This window comes from Streptomyces sp. P5F9, from assembly GCF_057961495.1.
In genome coordinates this window covers 1-24177 of record NZ_JBXVPZ010000108.1, presented here as the reverse complement: position 1 = coordinate 24177, position 24177 = coordinate 1, and the positions used below count along the sequence as shown (strand labels likewise).

Below are 24177 nucleotides of genomic sequence, written 5' to 3'. Positions count from 1 at the left end.
ACCCTCACCACTCCACGGAGCCCGCCCATGCCCAAGACCGCGGTCACCCGTATCACGCACAGCTGCCACCTCATAGAAATCGGTGGCCGTACATTCCTGACCGACCCCTGGTTCAGCACCCGCCCCGGGTACTACCAGGGCGAGCCGATCGCCATCGGCATCCCCGACCTTCCCCGGCTCGACGGCGTACTGATCAGCCACGAGCACTACGACCACTGCGACTTGGAGGCCTTCGCCGCCTACCGCGATCGCACGGTCCCGCTGTTCGTCGCCGAGACCGTCGTCGAGGCGGCACGCAAGCACGGGTTCACGAATGTCACGGCCCTCGCGCCTTGGCAGGAGGCCGAGGTCGGCGGCGTCACCATCACCGCCACCCCCGCCAAGCATGGCGTCTACGAGGTCACCTTCGTCCTCCGCGCCGGCACCGACGCGGTGTACTTCGCCGGGGACACCATGCTCATTCCCGAACTGGCCGAGATCCCAAAGCGGTTGGGGCACATCTCACTCGCCCTGCTGCCCACCAGCGGCCTGCACATCCGGCCGGCCGGCAACACGCAGGTCGTCATGAACGCCGACGAGGCGGCCGAACTGACCGCCCTCCTCAAGCCCGAACTGGCCGTCCCGCACCACTACGCCTTCACCAAAGGCTTCCTGGGCGACCGGCTCATCACCCACAGCGACAAGAACCCGCTGCGCTACCAGGACGCCTCCCGCGACCTGACTCCCGGGACCAGCGTCCGCATCGTCGAACCCGGCATCAGGATCGAGCTCTGACCCATGCCCGACACCGACAACTTCCTTGCCGCGAGCCTGAATCACGGCAACCTCCAGGTCGACACCGACGACCCCGACCCGCGCCCCGTGATCGCCGTCCTGGACGCCAGGCCCGGCCAGGCAGACGCCTTCCGCGCGCGGATCGTCGAACTCGTCCGCGAGGTACGCCGCGAACCCGGCTGCGTCACTTTCACCGCCTACGAGGCACGCGATGTCCCCGGCCGCTTCTACCTCTACGAGGTCTACACCGACGCCTCCGCGTTCGCCGCCCGCCTCCGCACCGAGCATGTCCACCGCTTCATCTCCGCCATCCCCACGCTCAGTACCGGCGGCCCGAGCAGCCTCGTCCAGCTCGACGAAATCCCCATCGCCTAACCGCAGTTGATCCACACGTCTTCCTGACATCGCACCGCCACGTCAGGAACCGGCGAAGACACACAGGATCCGGCGCGGGCAACGCGCCCACCGCCACTGCCTCACCCCGCCGAAGGACGAATGAGCGCCGACCGGCCCGTTTCCCCGCGCCGCCTTCCGGCCCATTCCGCATCCCGGTACCACCACGAAGCCCCAACTCCCGTGCCACACCGTGCCGTTCGCGCCCCGGACCGCCGGACACGCCGTACGCCAGGACCGCGGAACGCACCATCCCTGACCGAGGAGAACGAACATGCCGTCGCACACGCCCCTCCTGAACGACGCCCGTCGGCGGGCAGGGCTCGTCCTCGCGGTGTGCTGCCTCAGCCTGCTGATCACCGCCCTGGACACCACCGCCGTGAACGTCGCCCTGCCCGCCGTAGGAGGCGATCTGCACGCCCCGGTGAGCGGGCTGCAGTGGACCGTCGACGGTTACACGCTCGCCGTCGCCGCCTTCATGATGCTCGCCGGATCCACCGCGGACCGGATCGGACGACGCCGGGTGTTCCAGGCCGGGCTGCTCCTGTTCACCATCGGTTCGCTGGCCTGTTCCCTGGCGCCGAGTCTCGGCTGGTTGATCGCCTTCCGGGTCGCCCAGGGTCTGGGCGCCAGCATGCTCAACCCGGTCGCCCTGTCGATCATCACGCACGCCTTCCCCGATCCGCGCGAGCGCGCCCGTGCGATCGGGCTGTGGGGCACCACGGTCGGCCTGTCCCTGGCGGCCGGGCCAGTGGTGGGCGGTCTGTTGGTCGCCTCGGCCGGCTGGCGCTCGATCTTCTGGATCAACATCCCGATCGGGGTGGCCGCCCTGGTGCTCGCCGCGGTGTTCGTCCCCGAATCCAGGGATACGGCGCCACGCCGTCCGGACCCGGTCGGTCAGGTGCTCGTCGTCACGATCCTGACCTCGCTGATCTTCGCGATCATCGAGGGCTCCCGTCAGGGTTACGGCAGCACCCCCATCGTCGCCCTGTTCATCCTGGCCGCGGCAGCCGCCGTGGCGCTGCCCGCCTACGAACGGCGTCGCCAACAGCCGCTGGTGGACCCGGTGTTCTTCCGTTCGGTCCCGTTCACCGGCTCCTTCGTCGCCGCCGTCACGGCGTTCCTCGTGCTGTCGGGGTTCCTGTTCCTCAACACCCTCTACCTGCAGGACGTGCGCGGATGCAGCGCGCTGCAGGCCGGCCTGCTGACCGTGCCGATGGCCGCCGGCACCGCGCTGGCCTCACCGCTGTCCGGACGCCTCACCGCCGCGCGCGGCCCCCGCCCGCCGCTGGTCGCCGCGGGCCTGCTGATCGCCGTAGCCGCACTGACGCTGACGACACTCACCCCGGCCACGTCGTGGGCGACCCTGCTCGCCGCCTATGTACTCCTCGGCATCGGATTCGGCATGGTCAACGCCCCGATCACCAGCACCGCAGTAGCCGGTATGCCGCGTGCCCAGGCCGGGGTGTCCGCCGCGATCACCACCACCGGCCGCCAGATCGGCAACAACCTCGGCGTCGCGGTCCTCGGCTCGATCGTCACCGCCCGCACCCGCGCCCCGGGCGGCCCCGACCTCGCCGCCGCCAGCCACCCGGGCTGGTGGATCCTCGCCACCGGCGGCCTCGTGATCACGACGATAGGCGTGGCGACCACGAGAGCCCGCGCCACCGCCACCGCCGCCCGGGTCGCCGCGCGCTTTCCGGCCGAGCCGGTCGTCACAGCGGTGAGCGCCGCGCCCGCGGTACCCGGCAGCACCCAGGCCTGACACCGCGTCAGCGCTGCGCCCCGGCGTCCAGGGCGGCCCGTTGCCGCTGATCGCGCCACTGCCGCAAGAGGCCCGAACACGCCTACCGCAGCGAGGAGTTCGGCGCCAGGAACTCCCCGCCGTCCCCTTTCCCGCCCAGAACCCCACCCGGCTGAACCAACGCGCACAGGAACCGTCAGCCGCAAGGGTTGACAACGATGTCGGCCAGGAGCAGATTCCACCAGGCGCGAACGGGAACCGGCACACCTCCACCACGGGCCCACGTGGCCCCACTCCAGGACGGAGCTGTCCGTGAGAAGACGATCGGCGTCACGCACCACCCGCTCCCCGCGAAGACACGTCACGGTCCTCGCCCTCATCAGCACCCTGGCCGCCATGCTCGTGACCGGCACCGGAGCGGCCTCGGCACAGGTGGCGGCCAACCACCGTGCCGCATCGGTGACTTCGGGCAACGCCCGCTTCCAGGTCCTGTCCCCGACATTGATCCGCACGGAGTACGCGCAGGACGGGAAGTTCACCGACAGCGCGACGTTCAACGCGATCGGCCGCACCGCGTTCACTCCGCCCCCGTACACATCGAGCACCTCCAACGGCTGGCTGACCATCACCACGAGCGCGCTCACCCTCAAGTACCAGGTGGATTCCGGGCCGTTCGACGCGCAGAACCTCTCCGTGCACCTGTCGGCCGGCGGGACGGCGGTCGACGCCAGCCCGTGGCACCGGCTCACCTGCGGCCTGGGTGCCCTGTGCGAGGCCGAGCAACTGCCCCACAGCGGGGCCGGTGTCGCCACGGACCACACCGGCTACACCGGGTCCGGATTCCTCGCCGGTTTCGAGGGGACGGGCGACTCCGTGTCGGCCGACGTCAATGTCGGCGCGGCGGGGACGTACACGTTCGACGCGCGCTACGCCAACTCCGTCGGCGGGGACGGACAGAACACCACCCGCACCCTCACGCTTTCGGTGGACGGCGGCGCGAGCCGCACGGTGAGTCTGCCGACCACCGCCAACTGGGACACCTGGGGTCTCGCGAGCAGCGCGGTCCAACTCGGCGCCGGGCAGCACACGTTGACGCTGACGAGGACCGCCGCCGACTCCGGGGACGTCAACCTCGACAGCGTCGCCCTGGTGAACCAGGGCAGCGGCTTCCCCTCCACCTCCACGACCGCGATCACGAGTTGCGGATACGGCGTGAACTGCGAGGCGGAGGCCGACCGCGTCTCGGGTACGGCGATCACGGCCACCGATCACGCCGGGTACTCCGGGAGCGGCTTCGTCGCCGAACTGAACCAGGGGACGAGCGCGTTGACCCACGTGGTCGGCGTACCGGCCGACGGCACCTACGCGTTGCAGGTGCGCTACGCCAACGCAACCGGCCGCGACGGGCTTTACCAGACCCGTACGGCGACGGTGTCGTCCGGCGGCACCACGCGAACCCTGTCGCTGCCGGTCACCGGCAACTGGGACACCTGGAGCACCGCCTCCGTCCCCGTCACGCTCAAGGCCGGGGCGAACGACATCACCGTCGGCTGCCCGGACGCCGCGAGCTGCCATGTCAACCTCGACACGGTCTGCGTCACGGCGGCCAACTCCCCTGCCCCGCAACCGCACTTGGCGCTCGGCGGCTACCGCCGCAGCCTCGACGGCGTCAACGGCGACAACGGGGCGCCGACCACCACGCCCGGCCTGCTGTACAAGGACGGCTGGTACCTCCTCGACGACACCTCCTCCGCCCTGTACGACACCGGCACCCACCAGGTCACCCAACGTCCCTCCCACGGGGGCGCGCCGTACCAGGACGGCTATGTCTTCGGCTACGGCCACGACTACCAGCGGGCGCTGACCGACCTGGCCACCCTCACCGGTCCGCCCGAACTGCTTCCCCAATGGGCGTACGGCGTCTGGTACTCGGAGTACATCGACCGCACCGCCGCCGACTACGAGAACAGGATCCTGCCCGCGTTCCGCGCCGAGGGCGTGCCCCTCGACGTCCTGGTGACCGACACGGACTTCAAGTCGCCCAACACGTGGAGCGGTTGGGAGATCGACCAGTCCAAGTTCCCTGATCCGAAGGGGTTCTTCGACTGGGCCGCGTCCCAGGGGCTGCACAACACGCTCAACATCCACCCGAGCATCCTGAGCAGCGACCCGCAGTTCGCGCAGGCCCAGGCGACCGCCAAGGGCAAGCTGCACAAGGGGGGTTGCGCTCCCGCCGCGAGCAGCGGTGCCGGTGACTGCTACACCTTCGACTGGGGCGACCCCGACCAGCTCAAGGCGTACATGGACCTGCATCAGACGATGGACCAGCAGGGCAACGACTTCTGGTGGCTGGACTGGTGCTGCGACGCCTCCCAGTCCGCGCTGCCCGGTGTCACTCCCGACGCGTGGATCAACCAGCAGTACGCGACGGACGCCGACAAGACCATCGGCCGGGGCTTCGCCGTCTCCCGCGCCTACGGCTCGCTCCAGGCGGGCGGTTACAGCGGCCAGCAGGGGCTGCCCACCGGGCCGTGGGCCGACAAGCGCACGACCGTCCACTTCACCGGTGACACCTCCTCCACCTGGGGCACCCTGAAGGCCGAGGTCGGCTACACGCCCGGTGAGGCGGCCGCCACCGGCATGTCGGCGATCAGCCACGACATCGGCGGCCACAACGACACGACGAACCTGACCGGTTCGGAGACCTACACCGCCGACGGCACGACCCACACCACGCACAAACTCCCCGACGACATGTACGCCCGCTGGGTCCAGCTCGGCACCTTCCAGCCCATCGACCGACTGCACAGCAACCACAGCGACCGCCTGCCCTGGCAGTACGGCACAGCGGCCCGCGCCTCGGCCGACAAGTTCCTCAACCTCCGCGAGAACCTGGTGCCCTACACCTACTCCCTCGCCCAGCAGGCCAACACGACCGGCGTCCCGGTCACCCGCCCGATGTACCTCCAGTACCCCAACGAGCCGCAGGCGTACGCCACTTCGGGCAGCGAGTACTTCTACGGCCCCGACATGCTCGTCGCCCCCGTCACCACGCCCGGCGCCACGGCGACGACCTCGGTGTGGTTCCCGCCGGGCAGCCAGTGGACCGACTACTTCACCGGACAGACCTACGCCGGCGGCACCACCCAGAACATCACCTCCGGCCTCGACACCATGCCGGTGTTCGTCCGTGCGGGCGCCGTCATCCCGACCCGCACGAACGACGTCACCAGCAACGACAAGGCCCCGCTGACCAAGGTCACGCTCACCGTCGCCGCGGGCGCGTCCGGCACCTCCACCCTCTACGAGGACGACGGGACCACCGGCACCGGGCGCGGCCACAGCGCCGTCACGAAGATCCGGTACCGGGAGAACGGCACCCGGCACGCGGTGACGATCGATCCTCCGGCCGGAAGCTTCCACGGCCAGATCAGAAACCGGCAGTGGACCGTCTCGCTCCTCGGCGTCACCGCCCCGAACGCCGTCCGAGTGGGAGGGGCCCAACTCCCCTCCCACGCCTACCACTTCGACAGCACGACCAGCACCCTGACCGTCACCCTCCCGGCGCGGAGCGTGCGCACGCCGATCACCGTGACGTTCGGTTGATCGGCTCCTAGCCGGTCGGCACGTCCGACTGGGCCTGCCGTGTACTTCCCGGCCCGGTAGCAGCGTCCGAGCTGTCCGGGCCGGGAAGCAGGCGCAGTCGGTCCCCGTGTCCGGGCTCGATCAGTGCCAGGCGCTTGAGCAGCTTCGGGGTCAGGCCTCGGTACGCGGCCGGGTCGACCGGGCCGAGCCAATGAGCGGCGCGGACAAGCGGGTTGATGTCGAGGTCCAGGTCGCCGAGCACTTCGTCGGCGTTGTGCATGGAGAACGGGATGATCTTGGTGCCGCGGCAGTGGTGCGTGTCGGTGGCGACGTCCATGAAGGCCAGTTGCTCCACGACCGCGTGCCGCATGGTCCCGGTGTCGGGTGTCGTCAGCGCGCCGGCGAGGTCGGCGGCGATCCACAGGGCGGCGATCTCGGCGTTGAGCGGGCTGAAGAAGGAGGAGTTGTAGCCGTTGAAGTACAGGCCGGGGATCCCGAGGGGCAGGATCTGGCGGTAGAGCATGAAGTTGCCGCGCTCGTCGAGGAGTTGCTCGCGCACCTTCTCGGGCAGGAACGGGACGCCCTGGGTGAAGCCGGTGGCGCAGACCACCAGGTCCGCGGGCAGCACGGTGCCGTCGGAGAGGCGGGCGGAGGGCTTGCCGTCCACGACGAGGAGCTGCTCGATGGTGCGGTCCCGGCGGACGGTGATGTCGCCCGCGGTGACGGCTTCGAAGAAGCCCTCGGTCGCGAGGCCGATCGCGCCGCGCACGATGTCCTCCATCGTCCCCCGGGGCACCAGATCGAGCCGCTTGAGGCCGAGTTGGCGTATCGACACCGTACCGACGGAGTTGATCATCCGGCGGCGCAGGCCGTTGCCGGGGCCGTGCAGGAAGCGTTCGAAGCCCCGCGGGCGGATGTAGCGGAACAGGCCCTCGCCGAGGCGGGTGAGCAGCAGCATCTTGAAGTTGAGCCGGCCGCCGACCTTGCGCGGGACCTTCCACAGCAGTTGGCGCGCGATCACGTCGGTGCCGGCGGCGACGGCGCTGATCGGCACGGCCACGTCGCAGGCCGACTTGCCGTAGCCGACGACGAGAACGTCGCGGCCGCGCGCCTGTTCGGCGTCGTGGAACTCGGTGCCCGCGCACACCCGGCCGCCGGCCGCGGTGAACTCCGCCAGGCCGTCGAACTGCGGCACCGCCGGTTCGCAGAACACCCCATTGGCGACGACGAGCCGGTCGTAGGTCTCCGTGCTGTGTGTGCCCGCGGAGTCGCGGTACTCGACGCTCCACGCGCCGTCGGCGGTGGGCCGCGCCGCGAGCACCTCGGTGCTCAGGCGCAGCACGGGTTCGAGTCCGAAGTGCGCGGTGTAGTCGGCGAGGTACGACTGGACCTGAGCGCCGTCGGGCCACTCGGGGAAGTCCGCGGGCATGGGGAAGTCGGAGAAGGAGTACTGCGCTTTCGGGCTCTGTGTGGTGACTCCCGGGTAGCGGCGCGTGCGGCTCCACACACCGCCGACGTCGGGGGTCTTGTCGAACACGTCCGTCCGGTGTCCGGCCTGTGTGAGCACCTTCGCGGTGACCAGGCCCGCGACACCGGCACCGATGATGGCGATCCTCATGATCAGGCGACCTCGGGCGGCAGTTGGAGCTCGATGCCGAAGTCGGCCATGATCTTCTTCATCAGCCCGATGTCCTTCGGGCCGGGCGGCATGTCCGCGAGCGTCTGGTAGTAGGCCTCCAGGCCGGCCGGCGAGACGACGGAGATGACGCGCGACTCCTCCTGGTAGGGGTTGCGGAAGGCGTGGATCACGTCGCGCGGCAGGTAGAGGTAGTCGCCGTGTTCGAGGACGAAGTCCTTGCCGCCGAGGTGCACGTCGAGCCGTCCGGCGAGGCAGATGAAGGACTCGTCCTCACGGGTGTGCAGGTGGGGCGGCGGTCCGTCGGTCTCCGGCGGGACGGTGTACTCGAACAGCGAGTACGCGTCGTGTGTCGCGGCACCGTCCGCCTTGAGGGTGATGCCCAGCCCGATCGCCGCGATCTTGTGTCCGTCGCGGGAGGGCAGCATGTAGCCACCGCCTAGAGTCACCGTCGTCTCCTTCCGGTCGCCACCGTGGCCGACCGGCCACGGCGCTGGTCCGCTGCGCCCAGCGTGGGTTCGGCACGGTCGATGCGCAATGATCCAGTCCCACCGGCTGGGACTTTTTCAACGACGGTTGCTGTAGGCCCGCGAGGCCGCCGCCGCGGCGAGCCGTACCGCGGGCCCGGCCCGGTCTGCGCGGACCAGGGCGGTGGGCCCGGTGACGGACAGCGCCGCGGCGACGTCGCCGGACGGGCCGAAGATCGGGGCGGCGACGCAGCTCACGCCGATGTTGCCCTCCTCGCGTTCCACCGCCCAGCCCCTCGCCGGGACGGCGGTCAGCTCGCGGATCACGGCTTCCTTGGTGGTCAGCGTGCGCGGGTTGCGCGGCGGCGTCCCGGCATCGAGTACGGCCTCGATGGTCTCGGTCTCGCTGTAGGCGAGGATGGCCCGGCCCAGCGCCGAGCAGTACGCCGGGATGATCCCGCCGACCTGGGAGAGCATCGGCATGGGGCGGTGGCCGGTGATCTTCTCGACGACCAGGATCTGCGCGCCCTCCAGGACGCCGAGCTGCACGGTGGTCCTGGTCGCGCTGTGCAGGTCCTGCAGGTAGGGCAGTACGGCCTCGCGCAGTTCGAGCCGGATCGGCGCCAGGCTCGCGATCTCGAAGAGCCGGTTGCCGATCCGGTAGTGGCCCTGGGGTTTGTCCAGCCAGCCGAGCCGGATCATCCGGTCCGCGGTGCGGTGGGTGGTCGACCGGGGCAGCCCGCAGCGGGTCACGAGCGCGGAGAGGGTCAGTTCGCGGTGTGCCGCGTCGAAGGCGCCGAGGATCGCCGCCGCGCGCTCCAGGCCCGAGGTCTCGGCCTTGGCGTCCCGCGCAGTGGGACTCGTCCCTTGTTCCCCGGGGGTCATGCCGGTCACGCTAAGGCTGTCCCCGCTCCGCGGACAAGCGGGCAGGGCAAGGGCTCGGCCATGGCTGTCCCGACCGGCGGACACGGCCGGGACTCGGTCACGGCTGTCTCGACAGCGGACGAGGCGAGAACTCAGGCACGGCCGGCTGTCCCGACCGGCGGACAGGGCGAGACTCAGGAGGATGCCAACATCATGCGGACAGCATTGGTCGGCGGCGGTGCGAGCGGTATCGGGCACGCGGTCGCCGAGCGCCTGGCGGGTTCGGGCGACCGGGTGGTGATCACCGGCCGGCGGGCCGAGGCCCTCGAAGCCGCGGCAGCGCGGCTCAGCCACGCCGTGGGCGACGGCCCGGCGCGCGAGGTGCACGCCCTGGTGAGCGACATGGCCGACCCCACCTCGGCCGTAGCGGCGGTGGAAGAGGTCGACGACCGGTACGGGGGCCTCGACGTGCTCGTGCTCAACGCCGGTGGTCCGCCGCCCGGCGGGATCCTCGACCTCGACGACACGCGGTGGCGGGAGGCGGCCGAACTGCTGCTGCTCGGCCCGCTGCGGCTGGCACGCCTCGCGATGCCGGGCATGGCGAAGCGGGGCTTCGGGCGGGTGGTGTTCGTGACGTCCACGGCGGTGCGGCAACCGCAGCCCGACCTGGCCGCTTCGGTGGTGCTGCGCTCGGCGGTCACGGCCGCGGCCAAACTGCTCTCCCGCGAGTTCGCGGCCGAGGGCGTGACCGTCAACTGCGTTGCCCCCGGCGCCACTTCGACCGAGCGGCGCACCCAGATCCTGGCCAACCGGGCATACGCCACGCACCAGGGATTCGACGAACTCGACGCGCAGGACCTCGCACACATTCCGGCCGGGCGGGCCGCGCGACCGGCGGAGATCGCGGCCGTCGTGGCCTTCCTGGCCTCCGGCGACGCGGCGTACATCAACGGGACCGTGCTCACGGTCGACGGCGGAAGGACGGAGACGATCTGATGGCGGAATCAGGATCCGGCTTCACCATGGGCGATTTCCTCGGCTCGATCCACGACACCGTACGGCCCGGTACGGCGCGGCCGGTCGTCGTGCACGCCGACCAACTCGCCCCCCTGCCCGCCGACCAGGTGCACAACCCGACCGTGCTGGCGATCGCCGGGCTCCTGCCGACGGCCAGCTTCGAACTCTTCCGGCAGACCATTCCGGCGGGTCTCAGTTCGGACATGCAGCGCCACCACCACGAGACGGTGCACTTCGTCATCAGCGGGCACGGCCACAGCGAGATCGAGGACGACACCGAACCCTGGGCCACCGGCGACTTCATCTACACCCCGCCCTGGACCTGGCACCGCCACTACAACGACTCCCAGACCGAGCCGGTCGAGTTCCTCACCATCGAGAACTCACGTCTGCTGAACCTGCTCGGCGTCGGCCGCCGGCAGAGCGCGGGCCTGGTCACGGTCGCGGAAGCCCGCGCACGATTCAAGGAGGAGCAGGCATGAGCCCGTTGCCCGCCCACATCGGCATCTGGGGCGAACTCTCCGACGTGGAGCACGAGTTGAGGTTCGTCGACGTCGCCGGCGTCCGCACCCGGGTCCTGCGCGCGGGGTCCGGCCCCGAGTTGATCCTGCTGCACGGCACCGGCGGACACTTTGAGGCCTACGCCCGGGACATCGCCGGGCTCGCCGCCGACTTCCGTGTCACCGCCTACGACATGGTCGGCCACGGCTGGTCCGACCTCCCGGACCGGCCGTACACGATCGACGTGCTCTCCGATCATCTCCTCGACCTGATGGACGAGTTGGGAATCGACTCGGCACACCTGTCCGGCGAATCACTCGGCGGATGGGTCACCGCGTGGACCGCGACCCGCCACCCCGACCGCGTCGAACGACTCGTGCTCAACACCCCCGGCAACATAGCCAACAAGCCCGAAGTGATGGTCAAGATGCGCGAGAGCACCCTGGCCGCCGTCCGGGACCCGAGCGACGAAACCGTGCGCCGCCGGGTCGAGTTCCTCTTCCACGACACCTCGATGGTCACCGACGAGCTGGTGAATCTACGGCGTGCCGTCTACGGCCGCCCCGGCTTCCTGCGCGCGATCGAGAACACCTTGGTGCTCCAAGACCCGGAGGTGCGCAAGGAGTTCGCCTGGAACCCCGCCTGGGTCGGGGGGATCAGCGCCCCCACCCTGCTGCTGTGGACCGACCACGACCCGACCGGCGGACTCGATGAGGCGGCGATGCTCCAGAGCTGGCTGCCCGACGCCCGCCTGCACGTCATCGAGGGCGCGGGTCACTGGCCGCAATGGGAGAAGCCGGCTGAATTCCTGCGCGCCCACCGGGATTTCCTCCTCCTCGGCAAGGACCCGGTATGAGCGAGATCCTCGGCCTGGTCGCCATGTCCCACTCCCCGTTCGCCACCCTGCTGCCGCCCGACGGTCCCGAGCAGCCCGGCGGCCGGTTCCTCGCCGAGGCGGCCCGGCTCTCCCGGGCGGTCGCACGGTTCGCGCCCGACGCGGTCGTGGTCATCGGGCCCGACCACTTCCACGCGAACTTCTACGACGCGATGCCGCCGTTCCTCATCGGCGTCGAACACGCCGTCGGATTCGGCGACTTCGGCAGCCGGCCGGGCCCGCTGCCCGTCGCCGGCGAACTGGCCTGGTCCGTGTACGACGGCCTCACCCGCGCGGGCTTCGACCTGTCGCTGTCGTACTCGCTGACCGTCGACCACGGACTCGTGCAGAGCTACGAGATGGTGTGCGGCGGGACCGACATCCCGATGGTGCCGCTCGTCGTCAACACCGCCGCTCCCCCGCTGCCGACCATGGAACGCTGCATCGGCTTCGGCCGGGCGCTCGGCGACACCCTGCGCGGCGACGGCGCCGCCGGCCGGGTCCTGCTCATCGCGAGCGGCGGACTCTCCCACTGGCTGCCCAGCAACGACCCGCGCGATCCGGCGATGGCCGAGGACCGCCGGCACTCGGTGATCCACGGCCGCGAGGACGCCCGCGCCTTCGCGGCCGCGCGTGAACCCCGGGTCCGGGCGATGGGCGGCGACCCGCACGCGCACGTCAACAGCGCGTGGGACCGCTGGTTCCTCAAGCAGCTGGGAACGGGAGAGTCCGAGCCGATCGCGGCCCTCGGTGACGCGGGTCTTGAGGACCAGGCGGGCAGCGGCGGGCACGAGATCCGTACGTGGCTGATCGGGCAGGCGGCGGTACGGGCGCCGCTGATGTGGAGCGCGTACGAACCGGTTCCGGAGTGGATCACCGGGATGGGGCTGGGGGCGACGTTCGAGGTGGAGTGAGGTGCCCGGTTCGGCAGCGGCGTCGCGAGGGGGTACCAACTGGGTTGAGTCCAGGCCGAGTTGGGTCTTCCCGGCCGGGGCGCCCGGCTTGAGATCAACACGACGACGTAAGGGGAAAAATGAAAGGAAGCCGTGTGTCTGCGTTCCCCGACCATCTGCGGACGGCGATCTCGACCCAGGATCTCGAAGCATTGGTCGCCTGCTTCACCGAGGACTACCGCTGCGACATGCCGACGCACCCGGCGCGGAGTTTCGTGGGGCAGGACGTCGTACGCAAGAACTGGAGCGGTCTCTTCGCCCGCGTGCCGGACATCAAGGCGCGTGTGCTGCGGTCCGTCCAGGACGGCGACGTCGTCTGGAGCGAGTGGGAGATGGCCGGCACCGCTGTCGACGACACTCCCTTTCTGGTGAGGGGCGTGGTCGTCGCGCGCACCGAAGGCGACCGGGTGGGGCAGGCTAGCTTCTATCTGGATCCGGTCGAGTAGAGAGGCGTGGGAACTGGCCGCCGGTCAGCGGAAGGTGGAGGAATCACGCTCCGAAAGTCCGTGCCCGCATCCGCACCTCTCAACGGCTGCCGAGCCGTTCCGCATCGCGCAACCGCCCGTCGTCGAAGGCCGCCGAGGGCCCGCCGAATCGATACACCCGCCACAGCACTTCACTCCGTCGGCCACAGGAACCGTTCGATCGAATAGTTGCCAACTCCGATCACTTGTGACCGTTTTCAATGAGAGGGTTTAGCCCCTCGTCCGGGCCGTGCAGGATGGGACCGTGTTAGGCAACCTCCCAGTGATGACGACCAGCTTTGTCGGCCGCGACAGCGAACTCGACACAGTCAAGACGGCGTTGGCGCAGCAGCGATGCGTCACGCTGACCGGTGGTGGCGGTGTCGGGAAGAGCCGGCTGGCGCTGCGCGTCGCGGAGCAGGTCCGGGGGCAGTACGCCGACGGGGTCTGGTGGATCGACCTGTCCAACCTCTACGACGACCGGTTGTTCACCGCGACGGTCTGTGACGCGGTCGATCTCCTGGACCACAATCCGCGCGCCCCGGTCGAGGCGTTGTGCGAGTGGCTGACGGGCCGGCAGGTCCTTCTCGTCTTCGACTGCTGCGAACGGGTACTGGCCTCCTGCCTGCTCCTGGTGAGCGAACTCCTCGCCGCAGCGCCCCAGTTGACCGTGCTCGCCACGAGCAGACAGGCCATCGGGGTCCGGATCGAGCACCGTATCGAGGTGGCTCCGCTCTCCATGGACGAGGGCGGCAGCGGAGACGCCGTACGGCTGTTCCGGGAGCGCTGTGCCACGGCGTCGCCCGCGCTGTCCCTGGACTCCCCCGGCTCGGCCGAAGCGGTCTCCGCCATCTGCCGCCGCCTGGAGGGAATCCCGCTCGCGGTCGAACTCGCCTGCGCGCGCCTGCGGGAGAGCAGCCTCGCGGAGATCGCCGAGCGTCTCGGTTCCCGGCTGGACACGCTCGTGGACGAGACGGTGTGGCCCAGGCGGCACCGCGCGCTTCGTACGGCGATCGGCTGGAGCCATGAACTGTGCTCGCCGCTGGAGCGGTTGCTGTGGGCCAGACTGTCCGTCTTCCGCGGTCCCCTCGACGTGGCCGACGCGCAGTCCGTCTGCGCGGGCGGCCCACTCATCGGCGACGACATCCCGTGGCTTCTGGAGCGGCTGGTCGACCAGTCAGTGCTCCAACAGGTGGGCGATCGCTACCGGATGCTGGACACACTCTGCGAGTACGGCGCCATGTGGCTCGCGGAACTCGGTGAGGGGGAAGCCCTCGCCCGGCTCCACGCCGCGCACTTCGCCGCCATGTTGGCCGAGGCGGAGGCGGGTTGGCTCAGTGACCGGCAGGTCGCCTGGTACGCGCGGATCTCGGCGACCCACGCCGACGTGCGCGCCGCGCTCGACCACCTCATCGAGGCGGATCCCGACGCCGCCGTCGAAATGGCCGGCCGCACGGGCCTGTTCTGGCCCTGTTGCGGGCACCTCCACGAATCCCGCGACTACCTCGAACGCGTCCTGGCCCTCGACACGCCCAAGGGCCCGTCCCGCACCCGCGCGCTCTGGGCCCTGGGGATCACGCTCACCCTCCAGGGCGACCACCGGACCGCTCTGCACATCGGGGAGGAGTGCACCGCGGCGGCGTGCGAGGACGGCAGTCCGCAGTCCCAGCTCTTCGCCGCCCACACCCTCGGCCTGACCCACCTCATGGCGGGCCGTCCCGAGGCCGCGTACGACGTGTGCGACCAGGCATTGATCAGCCACGGCACGTCGCCGCCGACGGGCGCGCCCCAGCTGTGCTGCATGGTGATCCGGACGTTCGCCCACTCCGCGCTGGGCCGGCTGGCCGAGGCCTACGAGGCGGCCATCGCCCTGCGTCGTCTCAGCGTCCGGTACGGCGAGCACTGGGCCCGGTCGTACGCGTTCCACCAACTCGCCTTCATAGACCTTCTCCAGGGTCGCGCGCACGACGCCGAGCTCCATGCCCGGGCCATGCTCACCAGCAAGCACAACCTCAACGACAACCTCGGCATCGCCCTCGCGCTCGACCTCCTCACCGGGGCGAACGCGGTCCAGGGCAACGGCATCGCGGCCGCGCGCACGTCCGGCACCGGGAACACGTTCTGGCGCATGCTCGGCCACCCGAACCACGGCACCCCCGAACTGTCCGAGGTCCGCGACCAGTGGGAGTCGCAAGCCCGTAAGTCGGTGGGCGACGACGCCTACGACAAGGCCTTCACCAACGCCCTGAACGACGACGCCGAACAGGGCCTCGCCCTGGTGATGCAGGGCCCGCTTCCCTCCTGACCGTGGGCTTCGCGGTCGGGAGGGCGAGCGGGAACCTGCCGTGCGTCACGTGCCCTGTGCCGGCAAACGCGATCGCCGCGTACTGGGCTGCGCACACAGCCTCTCCGCGAAGGGTCACGTGCGGTTCAGGGGTAGCAGCGTGAGCGGGTGTCGATGCGGATACCGTTCACGTAGCCGTAGGGCGGGATGGTCAGATTGGCGCGGCGTCCCGGTTCGACGCAGCTGGTGTAGCCACGGCTGTAGTGGAAATACGCGGCACCGTTGTGCCGGGCGTTGTAGGCGTACGTGACGTCGGTACGACGGAAGCGCTGCCAGTAGCCTGCGTCTTTGTAGTTGCCCACCATGATCTGGCCCGAGTACACGCAGACGTACGGATGCCAGCATGGACTGAGCGACGAGGATGACGCCTGAGCTGCCGGTCCGGCCACCAGACCTGCCCCGATGAGCAGCGCGGCCGACGCGCACAGCACGGCGAACCGTTGCGCAAGACGATGACGCATGTCCTTCTCCCCCTCGTTGTACGGACGACGAGCACATCAGTGACCGGTCACCAACAGGAGGGCGTGCGTGGGTGGTTCCGAGGTGTGCGTACGGGGTGCGGCCGCCCCTGCGCCCTTCTTCACGCCCGTGCCGTGCGGAAGGTGTTGACGGTTCGTCACGCTTGCGACTGGTCCGTCGCCAGCAGCAGGGCGAAGGTGCCGAGGGCGCATCCCGTGACATAGCGCTGTACCCGCAGCCAGGCGGGCCGCGCGGCGAGGAAATTCGAGAGAGTGCCCGCGGCCATGATGATGACCAGGTTCGCGCACACGCTGACGGCGACCTGGATGCCGCCGAAGGCGAAGCCCTGGAGCAGGACATGGCCCGCCCGGGTGTCCACGAACTGCGGAATCAGGGAGAGGTACAGCAGGGCGATCTTGGGGTTGAGGAGGTTCGTGACCAGGCCCATGGTGAAGAGGCGGCGGGTGGAGGTGTCCGCCACCTCGCGCGGGGCGAACACGGAGACGCCGTCGGATCTGAGGGCCTGCCAGGCGAGCCAGGCCAGGTAGGCGGCACCCGCGATCTTGAAGGACGTGTACAGCACGGGGACGGTTCTGAGCACGGCCATCAGGCCGAGGTTCGTCACCACCACGAAGACCAGGGCGCCGACCGCGACCCCGCCCAGCGACACCACTCCGGCGCGGCGGCCCTGGGCGATGCTCCGCGAGACCATGTACATCATGTTCGGCCCGGGAGTGACCACGACGCCGAGGGATATCGCGGCCACGCTGATCCCGTTGTCCAGGTTCACCGTCGGTGCTCCGCGCCGGCGTCGGAAGGCCGGGCTCCGCCACGGTGAACGGGCTTCCAGACGAGTTTCCCGGAGTCGTGCACGACGGCGTTGCCGGTGACGTGAGCGGCCGTCGCGGGAAAGTCCTCGCGGTGGTGCGCCCCGCGCGACTCCTCGCGGAGCAGCGCGGACTCGACGATCAGCCGGGAGGCCAGAAGGAGGTTCTCCAGGTCGAGACACGTCTGTACCTGGCCCGCGGCACGGGGACCGGAGGCGATGTCCAGCTTCTCCCGGCGCTCGTCCAGCGTCGCGACCGTGTCGGTCATCGCCAGGAGGCCGCGGGCCGTACGGATCGGGCCGGCCTTCAAGTACATCTCGCGCCGCAGGAGTTGGAGCAGCGCCTCGGGGCAGGCGCCGTCCGGGGAGACGTCCATGCGGTAGGGCCCGGTGACCCGGATGTGCTCTTCCTTCAGCCCCGTCCTGGCGCTGGGGGCAGCCGCATGCCGGCCGGCGACGCGGCCGAAGACGAGGGCTTCCGACAGGCCGTTCCCGCCGAGGCGGTTGGCGCCGTGGGCGCCGCCCGCGGTCTCGCCCGCGGCGTACAGGCCGGGAATCGTGGTGCGGGCCGTGCTGTCGATCCGGAGTCCGCCCATCAGGAAATGCGCGGTGGGGCGTACGGCGAGTACCGACGCGTCCGCCGAACCGAATCCGGGGCTGGTCAGACAGAGACGTTCGTACAGGGCCGGATAGCGCTCGGGTACGACATGCGCGCAGGCACTGAGATCGAGCCGGACCGTCGCGTCCGGGAAACCGCGCCCCTCCATGATTTCGCGGTAGGCGCCGCGCGACACCTTGTCCCGGGTGGCCTGTTCGCCCAGCGGGTCGTACCGCAGCATGAACCGCTCGCCGTCACGGTTGAGCAGGGTCGCGCCGTCGAACCGTACGGCTTCCTCGACGGGCATTCCGTCGTACGTCGGTACGTCCGACGCGAGCCCGGTGGGGTGGAACTGGACGTACTCCATGTCGATGGCCTCGGCACCGGCGCGCAGGCCGAGTGCGAGGCCGTCGCAGGTCTTGTCCGTGGAGGCGGCGGACGGTGCGTACATCGAGGTGCCGCCGCCGTCGGCGAGGATCACGGCGTCCGCGGCGATCTCCAGGATTTCCAGGCTCTCGACGGACAGCACCTGGAGTCCTCGTACGGCTCCGTCGGCGTCGAGCAGAATCTCCGTGGCGCGCAGCCCGGAACGGACCTCGACGCGGCCTTCCCGGACGAGTCGGGCCAGTCGTTCGCCGAGCACACGCTGAATGTGGAAGCCGAGCCGGTCCTCCAGGTGGACGGCGCGGGGCGCGCCGTTGCCGCCGAACGGGCGGGTGGCGAATCGGCCGTCACCGCTCTTCTCGAATCGCAGCCCGAGGCCTTCCAGCCATTCCACCAGGCCCAACGCGCCCTCGCACAGCGTCCGTACGATGTCCTCGTCGCCCGCGTACGCCCCGCCCGCCAGGGTGTCCTCGATGTGGGCCGCGACGCTGTCGTCCGGCGCGACGGCCGCGTTGAAGGCGTGGGTCTTCCAGGTGCAGCCGCCGGCCGAGGCCCAGCGGTGCCGGGCATGCTCGTAGACAGCCTTCGTGACGAGTACGACGTGTGCGCCCTCGGCGGCGGCCTCGACGGCGGCGGCCAGGCCCGCGCCACCGGCGCCGACGACGATCACACGTGGGGCCCACGCGGCGGGTACGGCCGTCGTCCGACCCGTCTTCACCGTCGTAGCCGTCGCCATCACCGGTGTCGTCGCCCCCTTCGGCTGTGACGTCTTCGTCTGCGTCCTGTTCGTCTTCATCAGTCCCCCGTGCTGTTCCGAAAGTCCGTTGCTCGTGTCAGAGCTGGGCGCAGATCTCGTCGAGCAGTCGTCGCTCGGCCGCCTCGTCGTCGTCGACTCCGCCGAGCATGTAGCCGCCGAACTTCATGTGTCCGTGCTCCCGGCCGAGGGCGATCACGCCCCGGCCGACATCGGCGATCGCGGCTTCCACATCGGCGAGTTCGACCTCCGTGTTCTCGTGGACGTACAACTCGGTGAGGCGCCGGGCCGGAATGATCTCGCCGTGTGCGGCGCGCACTTCGGGGTGGGAGCGGAAACTCTCCCAGTACATGCGCGAGCCCGGGATCACACCGGGCGCCGCGACCGACACCGTGGTGATGGTGTCCCGGTAGGTCTCCGCGAGGGAGAGCCAGGAGTCGACCTCTTCGTGGAGTTGCTTCCGGGTGGTACCGGGCAGGCCGAGGATTCCCGAGGCGTAGATCTTGTAGTCCAGTTCCTGGGCCAGTTCGAGTGCCTCATAAACCCGGTCGGGTCCTTTGTTGATGCCCTTGGAGTCGCCCTTGAGGAGTTTGAGGTCGAAGGCCTCCAGGCCGACGTTCCACGTGCGGACGAAGCCCTGGCACAGCTTCGCCGACTGGAGGAACTCGAAGACCAGGCCGTAGGCGAGGAGGAACCGGTGGTCCCTCAACACCGGTGAGGCGGCGCAGCGTTCGGCGAGTTCGTCGAGGTAGCCGATGTCGCCGGACCACTGTGCGCGGGAGAACCCGAGAGTGGAGTCGCCGGCGGCGTAGACATTGGCGCCGAGGCCGCCGACCGCCTTTTCGAGTGCGGGAACGATCGTGTCCATCCGGGCGAATTTCGGAGTGAGTCCCTGGATCGAGCAGTGTTTGCACCGGCGTCCCGGACGCGTTCCCCAGGTGCAGCCCGCGTCCAGGGGGAGGGTGATCATGCGTTTCAAGTCGTAGTGATGGGCGTACCAGACGTCGAACGCCTTGTCGTAGTACCGCTCCAGTTGGTCTTCGATGAGTGCGTAGTCGGGGAGCATGCGGCGGTCGAGGGGATAGGTGGGAGCGGGCTGGTTCACGACCCCGAGGTGTTCGCGATAGGCGAGGGAAGGGACGCGTTTCAGATCGAGCTGCCCTCGTAACGCGTACAGGAGGCCGAGCATGGTGAAGGGTCCGTTGTTGCCGGTGCTGACGAAATCGACGAGCCGGTGGCCGTAATGGCCGGTGAGTATTTCGCGATGGAGGATTCCCGCGTGGTCGTTGCCGAACACGACGACCGCTTCGGGGTTCACGCGCTTGATCTCGGCGGCGACGATGAAAGCCCACAGTGCGGTGGCGGTGTAGACGGTGAACGCCGCCACGTCCGGGGGGTCCGCGGCGATGGCGGCCCGTACGTCGTCCCACGGGACATGGCTCAAGTCCAGGTATTTCCAGGAGAGTTCGGGGAGGTACCGCTCCTGGTAGGTGATCATCTCGACCAGACCGGAGTGGGGGTAGACCGTCCCCTCGTTCCGGTACCGCTCCTGGCCGTCGACGCCGTCCACGAGGGCACCGCCGCCGGAGTGGCCGCCGCGGTGGGCGGAGGTGAGCGGCAGGGCGAAGTACCAGACGGACAGGGCGGCGGAGCCGGAACCCGGACCGGGGTCGGGGCCGGTACCGCCCGGCGGAGGGAACTCCCACTGGAACCGTCCATCGACGCCGACGACTTCCTCCACCGGCTCCAAGCCCATCTCCACGACGTCTCCCCCCACAGTCGGCACCAGGAGCGCCCCAGCGTCATCGCCCCTGCCGGCCCTGTCACCCGCGGTTCCGCTGAGCGGACCGGCCGGAGCGGACCGTGGTCCTGCGAGTGCCCGGCCCGGCGCACTCAGCCGAGAGACGCGAGATACCCCTGAGCCCGCCCGAGCGGCCACACCTCGCCGATCTTGTGCTTGATGTCGAAGAGGTTCGCCGCGTGGATGTCCGGGTCCCGGTCGCCCACGGCCTCCTCGACCACGACCGGCACGAATCCGTGCTGCATGGCGTCCAGCGCGGTGGCCCGCACGCAGCCGCTGGTCGACAGGCCGCCGATGAGAAGGGTGTCGATGCCGTCGGCCGTGAGGTGGTCGGCCAGCGCGGTGCCGAAGAAGGCGCTCGGGTACTGCTTCGTCACGGTCAGGTCGTGCGGTGCCGGGGCCAGGCCCTCGATGAACTCGCCGAAGGGGCTGCCCTCGACGAATGCCCGCAGGACGGGCACCTTGCGCAAGAAGAGGCCGCCGTCGCTGCCGTCCGCCCTCAGCAGCACCCGCGTCACGATCACCGGAATCCGGGCCCGGCGTGCGTCGGCCAGCAGGAGCCTCATCGCGTCGACCGCCGGTTCGACGCCGGCGTAGAGCGGGCAGTCCGGGTCGACGTAGGCGCGGGCGGGGTCCACCAGGATCAGGGCCGGGGACGTTCCGGGGGTGAGCTGTCCGTCGAACCCGGCGCGCTCGTAGTCCTCCTGCTGATGACCGGTCATGGCGACGTCCTTCGTGAAGTGGCGGACTCCGGCGGGGTGTTGATGGCGGCTGCGTCAGCGGTACGCGGTGCCCGCAGCGACGTGGGCAATGCCAGGCAGATCACTCCCCCGACCACGACGACGCCCGTGAGGGCGAACCCCGTGGCGCGGATGTTGGCGACGAACCGGTCCAGTTCGCCCGACGCGAGCACGTTCAGGGTGTTCAGTGTCCCGTCGTACGCGGCCTGGCGGGCCGGTTCGCTCAGCCCGGTCGTCGTGAAGGCGAGCGCGAGGGCCGTACTGAGGAGGTAGCCCACGTTCTGTGTGGTGGACCGCAGGCCGTTGGCCATTCCGCGCCGGTCGGCCGGCACGGACAGCATCAGCGCGCTCGTGCTCGGCGTCATGAACAGCCCGGTGCCGGCCCCGACGAGGAAGAGGAACGGGGCCACGGCCAGGAACGGCACGGCCGTCGTCGAGAGTGTCAGCGAGAAGCCCAGCAGTCCGCACGCCGTCACCACCATGCCGGTCGTGGTCAGCTTGCGCGGAGTGAAGCGGTCGAACAACGAACCCGCGGCGGCCGAGGCGAGCAGCGTGCCGGCCGCGACCGGTGTCACCAGCACCCCCGCCTCCAGGGACGTGGCGCCGCCGACCGCCTGCTCGTGCAGGGACGCGAGGAGGACGACGGCGTAGCTGCCGACCGCGTTGGCGAGTACGGCCGCGAGCACGAGGGCGATCGCGCGGGTGCGCAGCAGCGCCACGTCGACCAGGGGGTGCGAGCGGCGCGTCTGGACGACGACGAAGGCCGTGAACAGCGCGAGGGTCGCGGCGCCGCAGGCCCACGGCAGCCAGTCGGCGACGGTGGACGTGACGCCGGGTGTGAGGGTGAGGACGAGGGCGGTCAGCATCGCGGTGGACAGCAGCGCGCCCGGCAGGTCGAACGGCTCACGGGTCCGGCCGATCCGCGCTCCGGTCGCCGGAACGGCCAGGGCCGACGCCCCGATCGCGACCAGCCCGATCGGTACGCAGACGACGAACAGCCCACGCCAGCCGAGGAGTTGGGTGGCCGCGCCGCCGACGACCGGTCCGGCGACCTGGGCCGTGGCGGCCACGGTGACGTTCCAGCCGAGGGCCCGGCCCAGTGTCCGCGCGGGGAACACGTCGGTCAGCAGGGCGGTGTTGTTGGTGATCACGGCTGCGGCGCCCACCCCCTGCACGAGCCGGGCCGCGATCAGGAACCCCGCCGACGGGGAGAGCGCCGCGAGCCCGGTCCCGGCGGTGAAGACGACGAGCCCGGCGAGATACAGGCTGCGGCGGCCGACGATGTCGGCGAGCCGGCCGAGGACGAGGATCAGGGCGGTGGTGACCAGCATGTAGCCGAGCAGGATCCAGTCGGCCTGCCCGGGGGCGGCCCCCAGCTCCCGGGTGATGGTGGGCAGCGCGACGGCGAGACCGCTCATGTTGAGGAACACGGCCACCACCCCTACGGCGGTGGCCGCGAACACCCGCCACGGGCCTCGGCCGGCGGTCACGACCGCGGGCCCGGAGCATCGGGAGCGGCGGTCACCCGGCCTGCGACCGGGACTTCATCAGCGGCTGGATGCGGGTGCCGAAGTTCTCCAGGCCCACGAGGAAGTCGTCGAAGACGAGCATGATCCCCTTGGTGCCCTCGACCTCGGCGACCTCGTCGAGCATCTTCGCGACGGTTTCGTACGAGCCGACCAGCGTGCCCATGTTGAAGTTGACCGCGCCCTCGGGCAGCACGATGGTGCGGGCGGTGGAGGTGTCGTCGGCGGTGGTGTCGGTGGCGGATTCGCCCGCCATGTAGGCCAGTGCGGCGTGGTCGGCGTTGTCGTGGTAGTCCTGCCACTTCGCCTGCGCGGCCTCGTCGGTCTCGTCGGCGATGACCATGAAGAGGGAGAGCGCGCCGACGTCACGGCCCGTCCCCGCCGCCGCGTCCACGAGCGAGGCCGTGGTGTCCGACAGCGCGAGGGGGGTGTTGACCCCGCTGCCCAGGATGAAGTTGTACTCGGCGTGCTCGGCGGCGAACCGGATGCCCGTGGGGCTCTGCCCGGCCGCGACGATGTCGATGTGCCCGTCCGCCGGGCGCGGCGAGAGCACGCAGTCGTCCATCGCGTAGAACTCGCCCTTGAAGTTGCTGACGCCCTCGCTCCACAGCTCCTTCATCACGGTGACGTACTCGGCGGCGCGGGCGTAGCGGTTGCCGAAGTGTTCGTCGCCGGGCCACAGGTCCATCTGGGAGTACTCGCCGGGTGCCCAGCCGGTGACGATGTTGATGCCGAAGCGGCCCGGAGCGATGGAGTCGATGGTCGTGGCCATGCGGGCGACGATCGCCGGGGGCAGGACGAGGATCGGGGTGGAGGCGTACAGCTTGATGCGTTCCGTCACGGCGGCCAGGCCCGCCATCAGCGTGAACGACTCCAGGTTGTGGTCCCAGAACTCGGTCTCGCCGCCGAATCCCTTGAGTTTGATCATCGACAGCGCGAAGTCGAGCCCGTGCTCCTCGGCCTTCTGCACGATGGCCTTGTTCAGCTCGAAGCTCGGCAGGTACTGGGGTGAACTCTTCGATATGAGCCAGCCGTTGTTGCCGATGGGGATGAATACGCCGATGTCCATGCCGCTCCTGTGTGACGGGTGGGCGGGGGTGAGCCTGACGGGGTGACAACGTCCGGACATGATCAAGGGGTTCCATACCCCGTTCACGACCCCCCGTTCCCCCGGATGCCGAGTATTGTCACCCGAGCGAACGCGGGCGGGCCACCGGGGCAACTCGGTCCGGAGCGCTGCCTGTTGAGAGCCGTGTGCGAGAGCGGGAGTCAAAGGTGAGAGTCCTGCGCAGCACCGCGTTATGTGAGGCGGGAACGGTAAAATTTACGGTATGAACGCACGTCTGGCTCTGCTCGGCACCGTGGACCCCGGCGTCACCGAGAGCGAGGTCTTCCGGCTGGCACTGCAGCACGCGGTGGGCGAGCTGGGCGCGCTCGGGGGAGCGATTCATCTGCGCGGACATCGGCCCGCGC

The 24177-nt window shown here is 70.0% G+C and carries 20 protein-coding genes; 10 read left to right on the top strand and 10 right to left on the bottom strand.

Going from position 1 to position 24177, the window contains the following annotated elements; translation table 11 throughout:
* Positions 1-27: 27 nt before the first annotated feature.
* The 4 genes from AC31A1_RS19420 to AC31A1_RS19405 all read left to right on the top strand — a co-directional run bounded on the left by AC31A1_RS19420 (position 28) and on the right by AC31A1_RS19405 (position 6517).
* A complete protein-coding gene (locus tag AC31A1_RS19420) occupies positions 28-774 on the top strand; it encodes an MBL fold metallo-hydrolase (protein WP_489654506.1) in 747 nt (248 codons plus the stop codon).
* 3 nt (positions 775-777) lie between these two features.
* Positions 778-1149: a putative quinol monooxygenase gene (locus tag AC31A1_RS19415; protein WP_489654505.1), complete on the top strand. Its 372-nt coding sequence runs from the start codon at positions 778-780 to the stop codon at positions 1147-1149.
* A gap of 292 nt (positions 1150-1441) precedes the next feature.
* The gene (locus AC31A1_RS19410) at positions 1442-2932 is read left to right on the top strand and encodes an MFS transporter (protein WP_489654504.1); all 1491 of its coding nucleotides are present in this window, start codon (positions 1442-1444) and stop codon (positions 2930-2932) included.
* Positions 2933-3307: 375 nt separating this feature from the next.
* Positions 3308-6517, top strand: a complete 3210-nt coding sequence (locus AC31A1_RS19405; RefSeq protein WP_489654507.1) for a TIM-barrel domain-containing protein — start codon at positions 3308-3310, stop codon at positions 6515-6517.
* Between the two features lie 7 nt (positions 6518-6524).
* Here the strand turns inward: AC31A1_RS19405 and AC31A1_RS19400 are convergent, their stop codons facing one another.
* From AC31A1_RS19400 to AC31A1_RS19390, 3 genes are all read right to left on the bottom strand, one after another.
* Positions 6525-8114, bottom strand: coding sequence for a flavin-containing monooxygenase (locus AC31A1_RS19400; protein ID WP_489654503.1), 1590 nt, complete (start codon positions 8112-8114; stop codon positions 6525-6527).
* Between the two features lie 2 nt (positions 8115-8116).
* Positions 8117-8581, bottom strand: a complete 465-nt coding sequence (locus tag AC31A1_RS19395; RefSeq protein ID WP_327406873.1) for a cupin domain-containing protein — start codon at positions 8579-8581, stop codon at positions 8117-8119.
* Between the two features lie 117 nt (positions 8582-8698).
* Complete coding sequence (locus AC31A1_RS19390; protein ID WP_489654502.1) at positions 8699-9484, bottom strand: IclR family transcriptional regulator; 786 nt, start codon at positions 9482-9484, stop codon at positions 8699-8701.
* A 192-nt stretch (positions 9485-9676) separates the two neighbouring features.
* Here AC31A1_RS19390 and AC31A1_RS19385 point away from each other — a divergent pair, with 192 nt between their 5' ends.
* The 6 genes from AC31A1_RS19385 to AC31A1_RS19360 all read left to right on the top strand — a co-directional run bounded on the left by AC31A1_RS19385 (position 9677) and on the right by AC31A1_RS19360 (position 15577).
* Entirely contained in the window at positions 9677-10459 is a 783-nt protein-coding gene (locus AC31A1_RS19385) for an SDR family oxidoreductase (protein ID WP_489654501.1), read from the top strand.
* Entirely contained in the window at positions 10459-10962 is a 504-nt protein-coding gene (locus AC31A1_RS19380) for a cupin domain-containing protein (protein WP_489654500.1), read from the top strand. The genes AC31A1_RS19385 and AC31A1_RS19380 overlap by 1 nt, the downstream gene beginning before the upstream one ends.
* The gene (locus AC31A1_RS19375; protein ID WP_489654499.1) at positions 10959-11837 is read left to right on the top strand and encodes an alpha/beta fold hydrolase; all 879 of its coding nucleotides are present in this window, start codon (positions 10959-10961) and stop codon (positions 11835-11837) included. Before AC31A1_RS19380 ends, AC31A1_RS19375 begins: the two co-directional genes overlap by 4 nt.
* Complete coding sequence (locus AC31A1_RS19370; RefSeq protein ID WP_489654498.1) at positions 11834-12769, top strand: DODA-type extradiol aromatic ring-opening family dioxygenase; 936 nt, start codon at positions 11834-11836, stop codon at positions 12767-12769. The genes AC31A1_RS19375 and AC31A1_RS19370 overlap by 4 nt, the downstream gene beginning before the upstream one ends.
* Before the next feature lie 134 nt (positions 12770-12903).
* Positions 12904-13254, top strand: a complete 351-nt coding sequence (locus AC31A1_RS19365; RefSeq protein WP_489654497.1) for a nuclear transport factor 2 family protein — start codon at positions 12904-12906, stop codon at positions 13252-13254.
* A gap of 304 nt (positions 13255-13558) precedes the next feature.
* Positions 13559-15577 (top strand): ATP-binding protein, encoded by a 2019-nt coding sequence (locus tag AC31A1_RS19360; protein WP_489654496.1) that lies wholly within the window; start codon positions 13559-13561, stop codon positions 15575-15577.
* A 125-nt stretch (positions 15578-15702) separates the two neighbouring features.
* On the opposite strand, the gene AC31A1_RS19355 is transcribed toward AC31A1_RS19360, so the two are convergent.
* The 7 genes from AC31A1_RS19355 to rutA form a co-directional block, all read right to left on the bottom strand.
* Positions 15703-16077, bottom strand: coding sequence for a hypothetical protein (locus tag AC31A1_RS19355; RefSeq protein ID WP_489654495.1), 375 nt, complete (start codon positions 16075-16077; stop codon positions 15703-15705).
* A gap of 155 nt (positions 16078-16232) precedes the next feature.
* Positions 16233-16865 carry a LysE family translocator gene (locus tag AC31A1_RS19350; protein ID WP_489654494.1) on the bottom strand — a complete coding sequence of 211 codons (633 nt, stop codon included), beginning with the start codon at positions 16863-16865 and terminating at the stop codon, positions 16233-16235.
* A complete protein-coding gene (locus AC31A1_RS19345) occupies positions 16862-18679 on the bottom strand; it encodes an L-aspartate oxidase (protein ID WP_489654493.1) in 1818 nt (605 codons plus the stop codon). The genes AC31A1_RS19350 and AC31A1_RS19345 overlap by 4 nt, the downstream gene beginning before the upstream one ends.
* 37 nt (positions 18680-18716) lie before the next feature.
* Positions 18717-20399: a B12-binding domain-containing radical SAM protein gene (locus tag AC31A1_RS19340; protein WP_489654492.1), complete on the bottom strand. Its 1683-nt coding sequence runs from the start codon at positions 20397-20399 to the stop codon at positions 18717-18719.
* 131 nt (positions 20400-20530) lie between these two features.
* The gene (locus AC31A1_RS19335) at positions 20531-21160 is read right to left on the bottom strand and encodes an isochorismatase family protein (RefSeq protein ID WP_489654491.1); all 630 of its coding nucleotides are present in this window, start codon (positions 21158-21160) and stop codon (positions 20531-20533) included.
* On the bottom strand, positions 21157-22668 hold the full coding sequence (locus AC31A1_RS19330) for an MFS transporter (RefSeq protein WP_489654490.1): 1512 nt from the start codon (positions 22666-22668) through the stop codon (positions 21157-21159). Before AC31A1_RS19330 ends, AC31A1_RS19335 begins: the two co-directional genes overlap by 4 nt.
* A gap of 31 nt (positions 22669-22699) precedes the next feature.
* A complete protein-coding gene (gene rutA / locus AC31A1_RS19325) occupies positions 22700-23773 on the bottom strand; it encodes a pyrimidine utilization protein A (RefSeq protein WP_489654489.1) in 1074 nt (357 codons plus the stop codon).
* Positions 23774-24177 lie beyond the last annotated feature (404 nt).